Source organism: Desulfosudis oleivorans Hxd3 (assembly GCF_000018405.1).
Classification (GTDB): domain Bacteria; phylum Desulfobacterota; class Desulfobacteria; order Desulfobacterales; family Desulfosudaceae; genus Desulfosudis; species Desulfosudis oleivorans.
Window position 1 is genome coordinate 3529848 of the sequence record NC_009943.1, and the last position, 15763, is coordinate 3545610.

17 protein-coding genes are annotated in these 15763 nt (G+C 47.3%); 8 read left to right on the plus strand and 9 right to left on the minus strand.

What is annotated here, in order from left to right:
* Nucleotides 1-10 precede the first annotated feature (10 nt).
* Genes DOLE_RS15110 through DOLE_RS15120 form a run of 3 tightly spaced genes read left to right on the plus strand, consistent with a single transcriptional unit; the run spans nt 11 to nt 4058 of the window.
* On the plus strand, nt 11-2509 hold the full coding sequence (locus DOLE_RS15110; protein WP_012176350.1) for a hypothetical protein: 2499 nt from the start codon (nt 11-13) through the stop codon (nt 2507-2509).
* A gap of 23 nt (nt 2510-2532) precedes the next feature.
* Nucleotides 2533-3348: a hypothetical protein gene (locus DOLE_RS15115; RefSeq protein WP_012176351.1), complete on the plus strand. Its 816-nt coding sequence runs from the start codon at nt 2533-2535 to the stop codon at nt 3346-3348.
* A 23-nt stretch (nt 3349-3371) separates the two neighbouring features.
* The gene (locus DOLE_RS15120; RefSeq protein ID WP_041280623.1) at nt 3372-4058 is read left to right on the plus strand and encodes an MJ0042-type zinc finger domain-containing protein; all 687 of its coding nucleotides are present in this window, start codon (nt 3372-3374) and stop codon (nt 4056-4058) included.
* Nucleotides 4059-4080: 22 nt separating this feature from the next.
* On the opposite strand, the gene DOLE_RS15125 is transcribed toward DOLE_RS15120, so the two are convergent.
* From DOLE_RS15125 to DOLE_RS15140, 4 genes are all read right to left on the minus strand, one after another.
* Nucleotides 4081-4866 carry a hypothetical protein gene (locus tag DOLE_RS15125; RefSeq protein ID WP_012176353.1) on the minus strand — a complete coding sequence of 262 codons (786 nt, stop codon included), beginning with the start codon at nt 4864-4866 and terminating at the stop codon, nt 4081-4083.
* A 39-nt stretch (nt 4867-4905) separates the two neighbouring features.
* Nucleotides 4906-5106, minus strand: coding sequence for a hypothetical protein (locus DOLE_RS15130; RefSeq protein WP_012176354.1), 201 nt, complete (start codon nt 5104-5106; stop codon nt 4906-4908).
* A 257-nt stretch (nt 5107-5363) separates the two neighbouring features.
* Nucleotides 5364-5672 carry a SemiSWEET family sugar transporter gene (locus DOLE_RS15135; RefSeq protein ID WP_012176356.1) on the minus strand — a complete coding sequence of 103 codons (309 nt, stop codon included), beginning with the start codon at nt 5670-5672 and terminating at the stop codon, nt 5364-5366.
* Nucleotides 5673-5687: 15 nt separating this feature from the next.
* On the minus strand, nt 5688-5963 hold the full coding sequence (locus DOLE_RS15140; RefSeq protein WP_232362714.1) for a DUF1232 domain-containing protein: 276 nt from the start codon (nt 5961-5963) through the stop codon (nt 5688-5690).
* Nucleotides 5964-6771: 808 nt separating this feature from the next.
* On the opposite strand from DOLE_RS15140, the gene DOLE_RS15145 reads away from it, so the two are divergent.
* From DOLE_RS15145 to DOLE_RS17635, 4 genes are all read left to right on the plus strand, one after another.
* A complete protein-coding gene (locus DOLE_RS15145) occupies nt 6772-8040 on the plus strand; it encodes a hypothetical protein (protein WP_012176358.1) in 1269 nt (422 codons plus the stop codon).
* Between the two features lie 488 nt (nt 8041-8528).
* Nucleotides 8529-9011 carry a hypothetical protein gene (locus DOLE_RS15150; RefSeq protein ID WP_041280625.1) on the plus strand — a complete coding sequence of 161 codons (483 nt, stop codon included), beginning with the start codon at nt 8529-8531 and terminating at the stop codon, nt 9009-9011.
* On the plus strand, nt 9008-9847 hold the full coding sequence (locus DOLE_RS15155) for a fibrobacter succinogenes major paralogous domain-containing protein (RefSeq protein ID WP_012176360.1): 840 nt from the start codon (nt 9008-9010) through the stop codon (nt 9845-9847). Before DOLE_RS15150 ends, DOLE_RS15155 begins: the two co-directional genes overlap by 4 nt.
* 280 nt (nt 9848-10127) lie before the next feature.
* Complete coding sequence (locus DOLE_RS17635) at nt 10128-11528, plus strand: peroxiredoxin family protein (RefSeq protein WP_012176361.1); 1401 nt, start codon at nt 10128-10130, stop codon at nt 11526-11528.
* Nucleotides 11529-12279: 751 nt separating this feature from the next.
* Here DOLE_RS17635 and DOLE_RS17640 read toward each other — a convergent pair.
* Entirely contained in the window at nt 12280-13320 is a 1041-nt protein-coding gene (locus DOLE_RS17640; protein WP_052294315.1) for a hypothetical protein, read from the minus strand.
* 288 nt (nt 13321-13608) lie between these two features.
* Between DOLE_RS17640 and DOLE_RS17645 the strand changes: the two genes are divergently transcribed.
* Nucleotides 13609-14097 carry a DUF4468 domain-containing protein gene (locus DOLE_RS17645; protein WP_012176363.1) on the plus strand — a complete coding sequence of 163 codons (489 nt, stop codon included), beginning with the start codon at nt 13609-13611 and terminating at the stop codon, nt 14095-14097.
* A gap of 197 nt (nt 14098-14294) precedes the next feature.
* On the opposite strand, the gene DOLE_RS15180 is transcribed toward DOLE_RS17645, so the two are convergent.
* From DOLE_RS15180 to DOLE_RS15195, 4 genes are all read right to left on the minus strand, one after another.
* Nucleotides 14295-14543, minus strand: coding sequence for a hypothetical protein (locus DOLE_RS15180; protein ID WP_012176364.1), 249 nt, complete (start codon nt 14541-14543; stop codon nt 14295-14297).
* Complete coding sequence (locus tag DOLE_RS15185) at nt 14536-14724, minus strand: hypothetical protein (protein ID WP_041280627.1); 189 nt, start codon at nt 14722-14724, stop codon at nt 14536-14538. Before DOLE_RS15185 ends, DOLE_RS15180 begins: the two co-directional genes overlap by 8 nt.
* Entirely contained in the window at nt 14711-15001 is a 291-nt protein-coding gene (locus DOLE_RS15190) for a hypothetical protein (RefSeq protein WP_012176365.1), read from the minus strand. The genes DOLE_RS15185 and DOLE_RS15190 overlap by 14 nt, the downstream gene beginning before the upstream one ends.
* A gap of 322 nt (nt 15002-15323) precedes the next feature.
* Entirely contained in the window at nt 15324-15740 is a 417-nt protein-coding gene (locus DOLE_RS15195) for a hypothetical protein (protein WP_012176366.1), read from the minus strand.
* Nucleotides 15741-15763: the final 23 nt, after the last annotated feature.

A 15763-nucleotide genomic window follows, 5' to 3' on the forward strand; every position in this document is an offset into this window, starting at 1 on the left:
GGACATCCTCATGACCCAAAATAATGTCTGTATTGGAATGTTCTGCGATAACACAGAAAACCTGATAAGTGAAAACTTTGCCGGGCGTACTACCTCGTCATTTACAAAGTTTCCGTTCCCCGAGAGAGTGGAGCATTTCAAACTTCCAGGTAATGATAAGGACTTTCTCTGTAAACAATGCGCGTCGACATACGCTATTCAATGTAAAGTTCATGGATGTGTGACTTGTGGGCAGACACAGAAGTGGCCGCCGATATGTTCGGCGTGCCAAAGAGAGTTCCAGTCAATAAGCGAGGGAACGCTTATCGGAAGTTTCACATGGATAGTGCCACTGACACGAATCGAGCTGTGTGACAAAAAGCCCTTACAGGAAGGCTTTCTTGCAAGGTCTCAAGATGGAATACTCCATGTTTTTCATAAGAAAACACGGCTGGAATATTTTTTGGAACAGGACGTCCACCGGGATGTGGAGTCTGTTCAAGGGGCAATAGGCTTTACTGTTAAATATAAAAACGCTATTCGTTGCATCATCGGTCTTGACGACCCGAATATCCTGTATCGGTGCTATGGACTATGGCAGGATTGCTGGAAACCCTCTCTGGGACGAAGTTTGGGGCTTAATAGAGACGCCGCCTACATATGGCTGGTCACCCTTGACCATGAAACGGTTGTAGGTGAAGGGAGCCCGGCGCCTTCACGAAAAATCCCCCTTGCCTTTGTTTACATTGACAAAGAGGCTGATGTTATAAGGACGTTCCCGCCGGTAAGCCTGCCGGAATTAAAATACAAGACCTTCATAACCGAAGAGAACACAACAGGGCGGCACAGACTAATACTGGGCTTCAATGTAAATGGGATTCCGCACAAACTGACGCTTATCTCTGTATATCCATTACAGTCCTATCCCATTGATAGTCCATCTATCCAATCTGCAACACCAAACGAAAGCATCCTGACAACCATGCGCCAGGTCAACGCCAGGGAGATAGGGGAAACCGGGGATGTACCCTATCTTCTCACCGCAAAATATAATAACACCATCCAGACGCAACGGCTTCCAGACGGTCCGACACAGGAGTTTTCACATGGGTTTGAATATAACAATCGCTTCCTGCTGATATCGAAAAATGGAGAGGCGCTGAATACCAGTGGGAGCCAATATTTCATGAAAAAAGCCGGTATTGCCCAACCGACTGTCTTCAACGTTTCTGCTGATAATGTCCTGGCCTTTTTGTTTGACCTGGAAAAATCGGAGGCTGCCCATACCTTATGGATAGGGTCGGAGTCGTTGAGCATAGACAAGGGAGAAGTTATCCCGCTGGAAAGCATCTCCCGAATAAGCGGTGAAGCGGCGCATAACGGATTATATCGGTTGCGTATGGATCTGCCTGGTTCCGACGGTCCCGAACCGCTTGTCCTGATAGGTCCTGAAGCCTACGTTATAGAGTGTAAACGCATTCTGGATACAAGACAGATCAAAGCCCGGTTTAAAACGATGAAATCTCTCGACCTCTACCGGGAGTACCATCAGTTGAAAAAATACAACCAGCTCGCCATTCTTTTCGGCGACATTGTTCTGCTGGACCAGGAATTAAACGACGAACCGCCCGTCGAGACATTACATAAGAAACTATCCAACATGTCTGTCGAAGCGTTCTATGAGAACAAACCCCTTCAGCAACAGACGATACAAAAAATCCTGCTCTTTTCCATGTTCTTGCCGGAATTTAAAAAGAAGTTTGAATATTTTTCCTCTATGTACCCTTACCTTGTATATGAGAACGAGGCGAACTTCCTGAAGACCAGTTTCGGCGCAGACGTAGCGCAGCGTATTCTTCCTGGTGAGCGTCAGAAAATTGTCCAGACCAACCGTCAAAGCGTACGACAGGTCCAGTCCCACATTCAAAGGTCTTTAGCCGAGATTGAAAGGGCTATTGCTCCTGTTGAAGAACTTTTTATCCGTGAAGAGCTTCGGAAAACATGGCTTTCCCGTATCGGACGTCATCTTCCAGTAGCGGGTCAGTTTCTTTTAGCCGGCGGGTCTTTACTGGCTGGTGGACCAGTCGGTATGCTGGCTGGTATACTGGCGATACGCGCTATGGGCGACACACTCAATCACATACAAATGGATAAAGAGTCGGCGGGTCGCATTAAAATTGCCGCCGAAAAAATATTCCCATGGTGGCGTGTTTTTAAAGACACGCTAACGGTATCTATTTACGAAACATCCGAATTTATAGACCAGGAAAACAGGCGCTGTTTGCTTCGCGATACTAAAATATTACAAGCCCTGCCAGACAGCCGCAGAGAAAAAGCCCAGCAGCAGAGAGATGAGCAGCTGCAAAATGGAATAGTGGCAGAGAAGGAAAATCGATATGTCAAGATACTCAAAGAAAGTGACGTGAGATTTGAACAGATTGAGGCTGACTTGAGATCCACCGTGGACAATACCATGCAAGAGAACGTAAAGGGCTTCATTGCAACAATACCCTATTTCACAAAAACCTGACAAAATTACGCCGGAGGACTGTCATGTCTGATTACGCCCTGCCTGATGATATGCCGGAAGACCTTCAAAACATGATTGCCAGCAACGACGACATGGCTCTGGAAGGAGACGACTTCGGTGGTGACTGGCCCGGAAACGTCGGCTTTAAGGCTGACGACTACATGGACAATGCGCTCGATTCTATTGAAGAGAGCCTTAGCGGTTTATCTGAAGATGTTCCGGACGCAGGGCTTGAGCTTGATATTTACCATACAACAAACAGCGCAATAGGTCTCGACATCACGGATTTGGACGGACACTACACGCCAAGCATTGAAATTTTCGGGGACCCGTTACACGATATGGATTTGTGGGACAGGCAGGACGAGGAGAATTCCTGCGCCGTGGCTACCACAAACAGTCTGTTCCGTTCATTGGGGTTCGACCCTGGGGAGGATTTATTGAGTGATATTTTCCAAGACTATGGAATCTATCACCCCGATTCAGGGACAACACCCTCCCTCATTGATGACGCTCTAAACGACCTTAATCAACGCATGGACCTTCCTTTTAGCGCCCAGGAGATAAACAATTTTACCGAGGACTCGCTTAAAGAGATGCTTCAGCAGGGCAGCCGCCCACTGATCGCCATCGACGCACACAACCTGTATCCGTTTACCCCCCCCGGCTCCGGACATGCGGTTCAGTTGACATCAATCATTGCAGAGAACGGCCAGTCCTTTGCCGTCATTAATGACCCAGGTTTTGATGAAGGCGCGGGCATCATGTTCCCCTTGGAAACTTTCATGGAAGCCGCCCAACCTTTTTCTAACATGGCTATTGTTCTGACTGCGGCATGAGAACCGATATACAGGGGAACCCAATGAACGTGAAATGTCCTGAATGTGGGGCGTTGTGGGCTGTCAGCGCAGAGCATGCTAAAAAGCCCCACAGCAGAATGAAATGCGGTCGTTGCGGCGCAATATTTATTTCCCACCGTCCGTCCATCCCCCCACAAAGAAAGGTCGCTCAGAAACCGCAACAAAACGACCACCTGTTTTTTAGTCTTCGTGGGTTTATATCATATCCTCACATCAACATTACCGGCTACTGGTCTTACCCTGCCTTTGTGATGTCTTCTAAAAATCAGGTTTTCTGGCTGCATCTGATTCTGGCAATGGTGCCGGACCCTGCCAAAAAAGTCACCGGACTCTTTCGACCAAGGGCGTCTGTTATTACAACACCGGGTTCCAAAGCGATAGTGCACATTGATGACTTCTGGGTGGGTATCGGTCCAGACCCTTTTGATGATTATCCATGGAACGGTCAGCCTGCCGGCATATATCCCCACGAAACCATCAAGGGGCTTTCTCCGTCAGGGTTAAAGGAAAAAGAACGGGCGCTTCTTGCCGCCTGTGAAGCAGAAACCCATCGGTTTGAAAAGGATAAAACCCTGTCTCAGGATTTCTGTCAACAATGGAGAGACTTGAGCCATCCAGTGTTTGCCGGCTTTTTAAATAGGCTGGCACCTGATTTTATCAAAACCCTGGAAGCCTCTTTGAAGTCGTAGGGTTATATGCAACCCTTATCACCTAATAAACAATCAGCCCATCTAACATCCTATATGCCTCGGTCTCTTTTATGGCAACAGGATCAAGTATACCAAGCTTCCAGCCGGCAAACCTGGTGGTACAGTCTACTGCTACTGCCCCAGGTATAGCTGTAAAGCTCCTGGTAAAATCACAGGTGTCAGGGCTATAGTCGATCACCTGACCAATAGAAAACAGGGGAACACCTGGAAGATCGGCTTCAAGGTATTGGACAACAGGCTTATCTTCTGAACCAACACCTTCTTCCCACTCCAGTTGCTTTAACACATGCAGGTTCCCGAGAACCACCAGTATCCTACAGCCAGGTGTGTTCTGATACAGTCCTGATATAACCTGGGCCATATATTGATCGCGGCTGATACTCTCATGGAACCTGGATAATGGCAGGTCTATTGCCTTTGGAATAACAGCTCCGCCCAGGTAAATAGTCTGAAGTAGGTTACGGTAGGCTGGACAGTCAATAGAAGACCACAGTTGTATATCTGAAAGCCCTTCTCCTGTCTTGATATAATGGTCTATTGATTCCTGTTGGTCAGAAGGGATCTCCAGGCAAATGTAAGAAACGTCAGAATCGAGAAGTTTGGGGATCAGCCCGGATATAAAGCTGAGGATCTGCGGCTGCTGGTGTCGGGTGCCGAGGAGCACGATGTTATGGGTTTTGAATTTTTCAAGAACGTAGGCGGTTGGGTCGGTGGTGTAATGGTCGGCGTATATGGATGGGACAATTATGACGATTATGACGATTAAAACAAGGCTTTGTTTTATCACGCTGGCCTCAATTGTTAGCGGGTAGGTGGTTTTTTAACCTCATACACCCTTCTTTTTGCGGTCCTTGCGCATGGGAAAGCTTTTGTTGCCTATCTTCAGAACCGATCCTTCCGGCAGATCTTTAAAAGAAAAATTGGGCAGTTCGTTGCCTTCCTGGTCATAGGCCTTAAAACGGACCCGATACTTTTTATCAAGGGGCGGCGGGCTCTGCTCCAAGACATCTTTTTTGTCTTCATCCATGGGGGCCTCCCTTTATGAGATTTTTAAATATTATATACAAGTTTGACATATTACCTCAGAATAACAATGGTTTTCAATGATAAAGCTATTCTTCTGAAGAGTCCCGATTTTTTTTAGGCCTAAACAGAGCCCGCCAGAAGGATTCTTTTCTGGCCCGCACAATAACATACGGCCCCAGATTTTTATATGCCTCTTCTGGGATACGGATGGCCCTCTTTTTGCCCAGCAAGGCGAGGATCTTATCTCCAAATGTCGCTTCAGGAACTCTGTAAGTCATCGTGGATCATCTTTCTTTTATGTCTGTCGCCATACTTATACCAGAGCCCGGCCATTATGATGGTGAGCAAGAGTGAAATGGCATTACCGAAAATAAAAATCCTATCCCCGGTATACACCGAATAAACCATGATGAGCGACAGGCCGGCTGTCAGAACCGTCAGATATGTCCCGCTAAGGCCTTCAGCGCACTTCAGCCGATAGGTTTTAATGATCTGCGGAACCGCACTGACACACAGAACAAACGAGCCTGTCGCTCCCATGAGTTCAAAAACACTTCCTGTTTCCATTATAATCCCCGACCGTCAGCCCGTAACTACCTTTACCAAGGTCAACACCGCCATACCCATGACGGAAAAAGCAATGATGCCGATAAAAATGAGCAGCCATTTGACCAGGCCCCGGAGACCGAAAAGAAAGATACTGGTTTCTTCGAGCCAACTCTGAAGGAGATTGAGCGTGGCAATGGCCGCCACAAGGGCATCATCAATTTGACCGATCACCGGCACATCCGGAATAGGATCTATCGGCGAAATCACATAAAGCAGCGCCAGGATGAACAGAAACACCGGAATAAACATGGACCGCTCCGAAGATGAAATAACATCGCCCCCTGATACGTCCGTTGTCTGTGACATGGTGTACCTCCCTTTTAAACAAAAAAGCCCCCAAGAATGATGGTGATCACTCAAGGAGGCTTAAAATAAAAATGGTCTCCTTGAGTGTGCTGCTTACTCAGGAGACCAACTTTTTCAGATCTCGTAGGGCCTGGTTATGTCCATTTAAAAAATGGAGTCACAAGCAAGATTGTTATGATAATGATAATATCAAGGAGTGGTGGTGTCAAGGGCAATATTTGGAAAGGCAGGTGCTGTTCACTATGAGAGTGGGAAAGCAATGTGACGCTAAAAAATGGATATTGTCAGTGACTTTATCACTTAATGTTTTGAAGCAGATCAACACTATACGTTGCCATCCAGGGATTTATACAAGGCGTACAGGGAATGGTGTGAGGCCTGAGGTAAGAGCCTGCTGAAGAAGCACGCCTTTGGTGATTGTCTTGGAGAAAAGGGGTTCGTGGCCCCATGCGGTTTGCAAAGGGCATAATGGGCTGGGAGGGATTGAAGCTGAAATCGACGTAACTTTGGGAAAAGGCTGGCGATGTGGCAGGTGCACATGAACCGGGACATAATAAAAAATGGGGTTGACGATGATGCGTTCTGTGAATCTGTTTCTGGCGTCGACAAAAACTCATTGACTGAGATTCTGTGGTGTCCCCGACATTCCAGAATTCGAGGAATCCAGTATTGACAAGTCCCGGTTTATGGTGTTTTTTAAAGCTGAAAAAATGCTACTTTTACCGGTCATTAAACGGGGAGGGTTACAGCTATGTTTAACAGGTTGGTCGGGTTCTCCTTAATTTGTAGTTTTCTTTTAGTGACAACAGCTTGCACCACCCCTAAATATAAAATGCCAATCGAAATTCCTGACAGGGATGTTGGCCTTCAGATTCAGGATCCAATTCCCACTCAAATCAACATCTGCATGCCAACACTGGTTTCAAACAAAATACATGCGTACCAGTCGGGGCGCCCACACTATGGTTATGATATTGAAATTGATGAAAAAGACTTAACAGATTCATTTCAAAAAGCACTTACACAGACGGTTCAACAATCCAATCTTTATCAGTCAGTTGCAGCACCAGACACAGAAGACAGGGAGCACTCCCTTAATACAAAAATATGGATTGAAAACATTCGCTATTATGTTCCGACTCCCCTGACCGAAAAGGTAAGTGAAGTGAAGGTCGAGTATATAGTTACTTCAAAAAATGGAAAAATTCTAGCCAGTGGCACAGTCGCTGAAAATGGAGTTGACAACGACATTGGTTTTTTTAAAGACGTTCTTAAACAGAGTATAAATGCAGTTCAAGATGCCCTATCAAAAGCCGCGGCCAGGATTCCTGTTGAGCTTGCAGAAAATGATCCTTTTGTGCAAGTTGCAAAGGCCGATGCTGATCCAAATTATGTCATTTCATATAAACCAACAAAACCCGTGCAACAGGAGGAGGGGCAGCAACTACAGGAATCAGAGCAGCGACTGGCTGAGTTAATGACCCAGCAAACCCGGCAAAACATCGCCCATCTTAACGAACTGATCGACAGCGGGAACAAAGATGAATTCATGGCCTTTATAGAGCAGTACCCCGACCTGGCTGATCACATCGAGAACCCCGCTTACCGCCTGCTTTATACCGGCCCCAAAGAACTGCGCATTGGCACAATCGCCAAGATGCTGGAGCACGGCTTTGGGGACAAAGTGATCGTCGCCAAGATAAACGGGGTAAAGGAGCCCTACCGGGACTTCAGCTTTGACGAGCTGGTCATCCTCAAGAAGCTGAAATTTTCTGACGACATCATCGCCGCCATGCTCAATGTCACCACTGAACTCAACAGAGAGCAGGCCCGTATCGCCCGGGAAGATGCACTGCTTGAGGAGCAGCGCAAGGGTGCCCAGGAAACGGGGCAAAACCAATCCTATATAGCGAATCAGCCCCAATCAGATCAAAATGCCTTTGTCAATGCCGTAGGCCAGGAGGCCGGCAGGGCGCTGGGCCGGGAGGCTGTCAAGGAACTGCTGGATAGACTGTTTTAATCCTCGGTGACCTCTAATATAAATGGCTCATCCGCGAATTCTGGGATTCCGGGTACATCCTGATACGTAAAGGTAAGGAAAAAATAGAGATCCCCTTTCTCCACCAAATACGTTCTCTTGGAATGAATTAGATAGAGAACAGACATGAGATTGAACATTATGAAGGCTGACTGCTGGGGGGGGGCTGATCGGACTTTTTTCCGCCATGGACATGGCCGGCTCACGCGCTATGTTCGGGGAGACGGCTTCTAATGTGAACTACTGGGCACATACGGGGGGATATCTGTTCGGGTTTGTGCTGGCGTTTCTGCTGCGTTTTCATCGGGAGGCATCGGAGGAGTCGGTGGGAGTTAATGTTTGTTTCTTCTAACATAAAGAATTGAAGGGGGGCATCAGGGGGTTTTATAAGGGGAAAAAAGATAGAACCTCAAATTGATGGTCATTGGGTGTTGTGAGCGCTCATGCAGTGCTTTTTCAAGCCACTTTATATGATAAACACACGCCAAATCATTGTCGGTATCACGTTCTTATTCATCGGGGCTCTGGTATACCTGTTTGACCGACCTGCTGACATGACCTACCTGGTCTATACTAACCCTTTTAATTTAAGCTTTTACGGGCTGTTTCCACCTGTATTCGGCTTCCTGGGTAACACCCTTCCCGCCTTTCTGCATGTAGCTGCGTTTATCCTGCTGACCGTTGGTGTTTCTGGCTGGGGACGAAAAACATACCTGCCTGTCTGTCTCTTCTGGCTTATCGTTGACGCCGGGTTTGAACTGGGCCAGAAATACAGCACCAATATTGCTAAAGCGATACCCGGCTGGTTTGACGATATCTATCTTCTGGAGAATACTAAAAACTATTTTGTATTTGGAACATACAGCAGCCTTGATTTGGTGGCAATACTGTTGGGCGGTATTGCCGCTTATGGCATTTTGATCTATACGGAAATCAAAAGGGGGGAAAAATGAAATTCAGTCGCAATCTGTTGACATCAATCCGCTACACCTGCCTGCTGGCAGTTATTTTAATTGGTTTTGTGGCCATTGTCGGCACGGGCGGTGGAGGCGGTGGAGGCGGTGGGGGCGCAACGACACCGGCGACAACTACTGACAGCGATAATGATGATGATGATGGAGGGACAGGAGATACGACACCAAACGCCTCTTGCGGCGCATACGTGGCCCCGGGCGTATGGAAAGAGTTTGACTGCTATAACTTGGCCGCCATCGGCAAGACCACTGGTGATGATCCCTTCACCCCGTCCTGGAGACTGATCGGCGGTTATTGGCAGTGGGGCCGGAAAGGGCCATCTTCCAGTCAGTGGTACGATACCAACACATCCAATTTCGCCCATGGTCCTACCGGGCCAGGATCAAGTGAAGCAAACGATGGTGCCATTAGCGCCTGGGATGCATCTGATGCACCTGACGGTGCCTTGTCAGATGCATTCAAAACCTCCAATGATCCCTGCCCTGCCGGTTATCGAGTGCCTACCGAAAGCCAGTGGACGGGTGTTGATGCCAACAACGCCCAGAGTATTGTTGGATCGTCGTGGTCAGAGAGCATAACCAACTACAGCAGCGCTTATTTATTCGGTGATGATTTGATGTTGCCGGCCGCCGGGCTCCGGTACGACTACAGCGGCTCGTTGTACCGCCGTGGCAGCCACGGCTACTACTGGTCCAGTACTGAGTATTCGGGGGGCATCCGCAGCGCCTGGACCCTGTACGTCCGCAGCAGCAACGCCGCCACGAGCAGCCACTACCGCAGCTACGGGGGCTCGGTGCGGTGTATCGCAGAATAAATTAGACTATTTGTCTATTTGACTATTTCGTTTTTGCCCGGGCCTGCCGGTCCGGGCAGAAAATAAAACCAGGGATCGCGGAGCGGCCGAAATTGTTTTTCAAAATGACGCTACAAGAGAAACTGACCCGTGAAACGGGCAGACAAATTTATCTGTACAAGCAGGGGGTGTTCTGGGCCGCCTATAAACAGAGCGCCTTGCTGCTCAAAAAATGTAAAACAAAAAACCATGCGGTTTTGCCTGTACAAATCATATTGCTGATACTGTGTAGGTTAGCCATATGAAGAAATTGTCTACTATACCTGTTCAATTATCAATTGCCTGTGCTGTGATCCTTTTATCCCTCTCAACAGCCCGTGCCCAGGAAATCCACCTTCACGTCCCCCATTTTGCCGGGAGCCATTATGAATGGAAGATTTTTCAAGGCAAACAAGAACTCACCGTCCGCTCCGGCGAAATCTCCCCGGACGGCCGGGTGATCCTAACCATGCCCGATCCCTACCAGGACTACCGCGGCATGACCCGGTGGCTGCTCAAAAAAGGGGGCGGCCTGGACATGATCTATACCGGCAAAGGTTTTTCCGTGGAATGCCTGTCAGAAAAGCCAAATTCCGATAATATCATCTACACCGGCAATCCGGAAAATGACTACCTGGAATCCCATCACTCACGTCAGCAAACCATCCTGGGCAAACTGGGGGCGGTCAATCACTTGTTACAGGTATATGCACCGGATGAAAATCTTCATAAAATTGCCCTGGACGAACAGACACATCTGCGCCAGGCATTTTCCCAGGTCCAGGCAGATCGGGCCGAAAGTTTACTGTATGCAGCCCGGTTCGGAAAAATCGTGGACTTTACCAAGGGTATAGCAGACAAAATTTATGACAACCCCGAAGACCATACCACGTATTTCAACGACTTTGTAACCCATACCCTGGATTTCAAGGACCTATATACCAGCGGCCATTGGGACCAGGTACTGCACCACTGGGTGATGATGAATATCCGGTCCGGCAAAGGAGACCATGCTTTCATCGAACGGATGGAATCTGCCATGTCCCGCATGAATCAGGATAATATCCTGGCAGCCTTTGCAGAAAAAGCGGTGCCGTTGCTGGTGGAAAAAGGCAAAGATGACCTGTTGCCTGCGATTGCAGATCACTTGGAAAACCGGCCTGCGGTTCAGGCCGCCTTATCCGGCAGTGTGAAAAATATGATGGCCTCGGTGAAGATGCTGACCGGGAAAAAAGCCCCGGATCTGGTTTTTCATGCCCCGGTACGGACCCAGACCAAAACAAGCGCCGAAGATATAATCATTAAAACCGGCAACCTGGATGCAGCCCATACCATCCTTCTGTTTTATCAGGGTGAATGCCCCTTGTGCGAGAATACCCTGATTGACCTGGCTAACAAATATCAACAGCTCAAAGAGCAAAATGTTCGAGTGATCGCCATTAGCGCAGACATGACCGATCAGGGGTTTGAAGATAAGCTTATCTATCACCAGTGGCCGGATAATTACTGTGATTTCACCGGAATGGCGGTAGAGAATTTTACCAAATATGGTGTCTTGGGTGTCCCGACTCTCTTTCTGCTGAATCAAGAAGGAGTGGTAGTGAAAAAGACAGCCATGATGGATGAATTGATGGAGATTCTTGACAAGAAAAAGCCATTTTGAACACTATGTCGTCGTACTATTGATCGTCTACTACCTTCGCGTACGATACGGACAACGCCTGGCTCGTGCATTTCAGCGACGGCTACGGCAGCAACTACGATAAGTCGAGTATGTACTATGTGCGGGCGGTTCGCGGCGGACAATGATGGGTGATTTGGTGATTTTTCAGAATAAAGGCTTTTGGAGTAAGGTCAAGGAATCAAGGCAGGGTAGAAGCTCCCAGGCCCATTCAGAACCTTTTCAGGAGATCTGCATTCGATTTCCAGGAACGGCCTTTGCCCGGGAGGCCAAAATATTGAGCCGGGAAAAGTGTCCTTAAAGAAAAAAAGGCCGAATAGCGTCGGTAAGGAGTCTCATTATGAATAGGTCCTGACGGTTAAATCATAAGGGCACTTTCATGTTTTCCGTGTGAGAATCCGTGTGAGACTTTTTGTCCAAAATAGGGTAAAATCGGCAAAAATCAGAAAAAATGTAAAATAAGAAATCCTTTTATTTAAGAAAGTTACGGAATATTAAGGAGGTTAGGAAGCTCGAGGGCTCTGACTGGCAGTCATGAGGTCAGGGGTTCGATCCCCCTCAGCTCCACCAAAAAAATCAAGGGTTTAGGCAATAACAGCCTAAGCCCTTATTTTTTGATATGTCATTTTATCCCGCTATAGTCCCGCTTTTTTATTTTCAGGGCAAAAAAAAACCCCGGATTTCTCCAGGGTCCTTTTTGGTTCTGATACCGGGTTAATTCGCTCCCCCGGCGCTACCTAATCACGTTCTCAACTCTATCGGCGTCGCGGTTCTTTGTTATGCCAGCGCAGTAGTCACGAATTGTCTTTAGCTTTGATTGTCCGATACCTTTGATGCTAAGCAGCGTTTCATCAGGTGCGGCTGCAATGCGGTTCGGGGTCTCTAAGCCCAATTCGGATAACTCATCAATTGCCGCGCTAATCTTGGGAATTGTGTCGATAAATTCCGGGAAAAATTGTCTGATAATTTTTTCTATACCACCATGCTTTTCTATATATGTTTTCCAGTCGCTCGCCATAGGCATCTCACGTAATTTTTTGATGCGGTTTTCAATAGGTTCATCGAGTTCAACAACTCTCCTGATGGCAATAAGAAAAGGCAAATAATCAGCAGGCAAAACCAGCCCCACATCAGACGCATGTGTTCCCGGTGCCACTTCATCTACATCACAGCCAAGTTCTCGAAACGTTTTTGTTTTAAAAACCCAGATGCCTTCCCACATCTCCTTTATGATTTTGGGCGGCTTCGTGTTTATATTCGTGTGGATTTCGCCATGCCGCAGCAACACACGTAGCGGGGTGCGAAGCTGCAAAGTCGCACTAAATTGTAACCCATGGACAACGTCTTGATTGTCTTTCCATGTCCCAATCTTATTATTTTGACTTTCCTCGATTGTTGTAATGATTTTAGGCTTTGGCTGCGCAGCGCTCATTTCTCGCGTTTCAGCCTCTACCTCAGCGATACTGGTTTCTACCGCTTCCAAGTTTTCCAAGTGAAGGAATGGAAATTTCTTTTCCATTGTTCTTAGCTCGGTAAGTGTATCACGCGCAACCCGCAATCTGGATTCCCGCGTCTCCCGGTTCTTGGACTTATTGGCTATATTAAGGGACTCCGTGAACACCCGGAGAAGGTCTCCCGCGCACTTCTGGGCCACCAACTTATCTCTTTCAGAAAACGTATATTCATTACGGACAGTCTTGGTGGATCGGGTTTGCTCACCTGGCTCAGCACTTGCTCCGAAAATCAATCTTTTAAATATACCTTTGATGCTCATTACGTGGCCCCCCCTATGTGCTTGATAAGGCCTTGTTTCTATTTTTTCTAATTCTGATATTGCTTGATCAGAAAAGCCAGAATAACCCTTCCCGGTAAAATTACAAAGAAAAATTAACGGCCATAATTGCCCCAGGATTGATTTTCTTTCTTTCGGTCGTTTCTCCCCCTCCCTACCTTGACAACCACACCCAACCTTGACCCTTCACTGACTTATCTGGTATATGAATGGGGGGATAAAGCAAAACCTGTAAAGTCTAATCGTTTACAAACATAGGGGGGGGGGACCATGAAAAAACTTTTTATTATCTTTTTATCGTGTATTTTTCTTTTTTCTTGTGTATTTGCAACGCAAAGGCAGGAATGCGAAAAAACATTCTTTAAGGTTTTTGAGGCACCAGGCTACACCAAAGACCAAATTTATAAAGGTATGAAGATTTGGGTTGCTGAGAACTTCAGGTCTGCAAAATCGGTTGTTGAGCTTGACGAACCAGAACAAGGGCTTTTGATCGGCAACGGCGTTGTTTCATATCCATGCAAAGGTATGGGTTGCCTTAGTGTTGGTGAGTGGCGAGTCCCCTTTACAATGAGAATCGACGTCAAAGATAATAAGTTTAGGCTATCGTTCTCAAACCTTCAGATTTCAGCACAAGGCTATGCGGAACAGCCAATATATTACCAAGCACACGTAGATAAAATTAAACCGGTTCTTTTGGCCTTCGGTGATGAGATCATCACAGCGTTAAACCAGAACAAAAAAACGACTTCAGACTGGTAAGAAAACTTTATTTTGGTGATCGCCGGCCCTACGGCCTCCTGTGAAGTCGTGGCGACGTTTCCGCGCGTGCGTGGGTCATGGGTCAATTTGTTGTGCTGTGAGTTGGAGCGGATAGACGTTTCCGCGCGTGCGTGGGTCATGGAAAACCTAAAAAAGCCTAAAATTCAAGCCGCTCTTTTTCCCCGCGCGTGCGTGGGTCATGCTGCCAGCTCCGCCGCCTCACACCTTGCCAGAAATGCCGCCGCTGTCTCATCCGCTCCCCGGTGATATGTTCGCCCATGCTTTGCCGGTGTGCCGCTCTTTATGACCATTAACAATTCTTCCGGCGTGTTTTGTCCGGCAATGGAGCAATCCTCCACATATATGTGAATTTCAACCGGCTCCCAGTCAATCGGTGCCATTACCTTTTCAAGTGCTTCAATCCTGGTTTTCAGATTATTATTCATGGTTCACCACCTCTTGGCCCTGATGGACCTCGTCGTGGACCTGGACAAATCCGTCCTCGCCAACATAGTATTCCCGCTCGGGTCCTTTCGTTGACCCCCATCGAATAATATGGAACGGCTCAAATTGCTGCCGGTCCTTTTGAGTTTCCAACTTGGCCAACCTTTTTTTAATTGTGTTCATTTTTCGATGCCTCCTGTTCAAGTTTTAAAATTCGTGATTCAAGGTCGCCGTCTTTGATAATGCCCATCAAGACGCTGCATAAATATCCAAGCACGCGGGCTTTCCCATCAACAATTTTATCGGCGTCCAGTTCGTTTAAGGTTCGCGCCATGAAGCGCCTCAGGTCCGCAAGGGTCTTGACCCGGATCGCCGTTTTCCGCTTGCCCCCCGGGGGGGGTGTGCTTGAAGCCTTGCCCTTGTTGCCCTTCCCTGGTTTTTTCTTGACCGTTTCTTTCATAAATACCGCCTTTCGCTGTCATAAAGTCGCCCGCCTGTTTCTCCCGTGGGTCATCCCTATCGCAAGCCCGTTAAGCCGTGCGTCGCTTGCTTTAAAAGCTTGGTTAAAAAAAACAGGCTGGCATGGTAATATATATACATCAACGGTTTCGTTGCCCTTAATTGCATTTTCTGTATTTGTGCCTAAAATAGCCTGAATCCCTATCAGTTCTAAATTTACAGCCATTTTTAACCTTTTTTATGGTTACGTTTACGTTGCCCTTAATTAAGGCTTATGGTTACGTTTACGTTGATGTGTATGGTTACGTTTACGTATGCGAGTTTTATTTTTTTGGATCACAAAACCCACGCTTAACGGTTTCCCTTTCTCTCGCCTGGAATGTCATTCCCGGTTTCCATCTCAACCAGTTGTCAGATAGGGCATAAACGGCCTTGTCGTGCCGATACAGCCCCCCCGGGTGAACAACCGATAGAAAGCCCTTCTCCAATAGCTGATCTATTGCCCTGGTCAACTTAGGCTGCGTGATGCCGTATTTCCCTTTAAACTCTGTGTATGGAATGTTGATATTTTTGCCGTTCACCAGTACCCACTTTTCTTTTCCCTTACGTCCCTGCTTCTCAAACTGTCGCTTTCCCAAAACCAAAATTAAAAGCTGTGGACTGAATCCCGACAATGATAAATATGCCTTACTTTCTATCATTTCCCGGTCGATCCAAATTTTTCCAGGTAACTTTGCCAAGGTTCCCCCGCCATAGCCGTTCT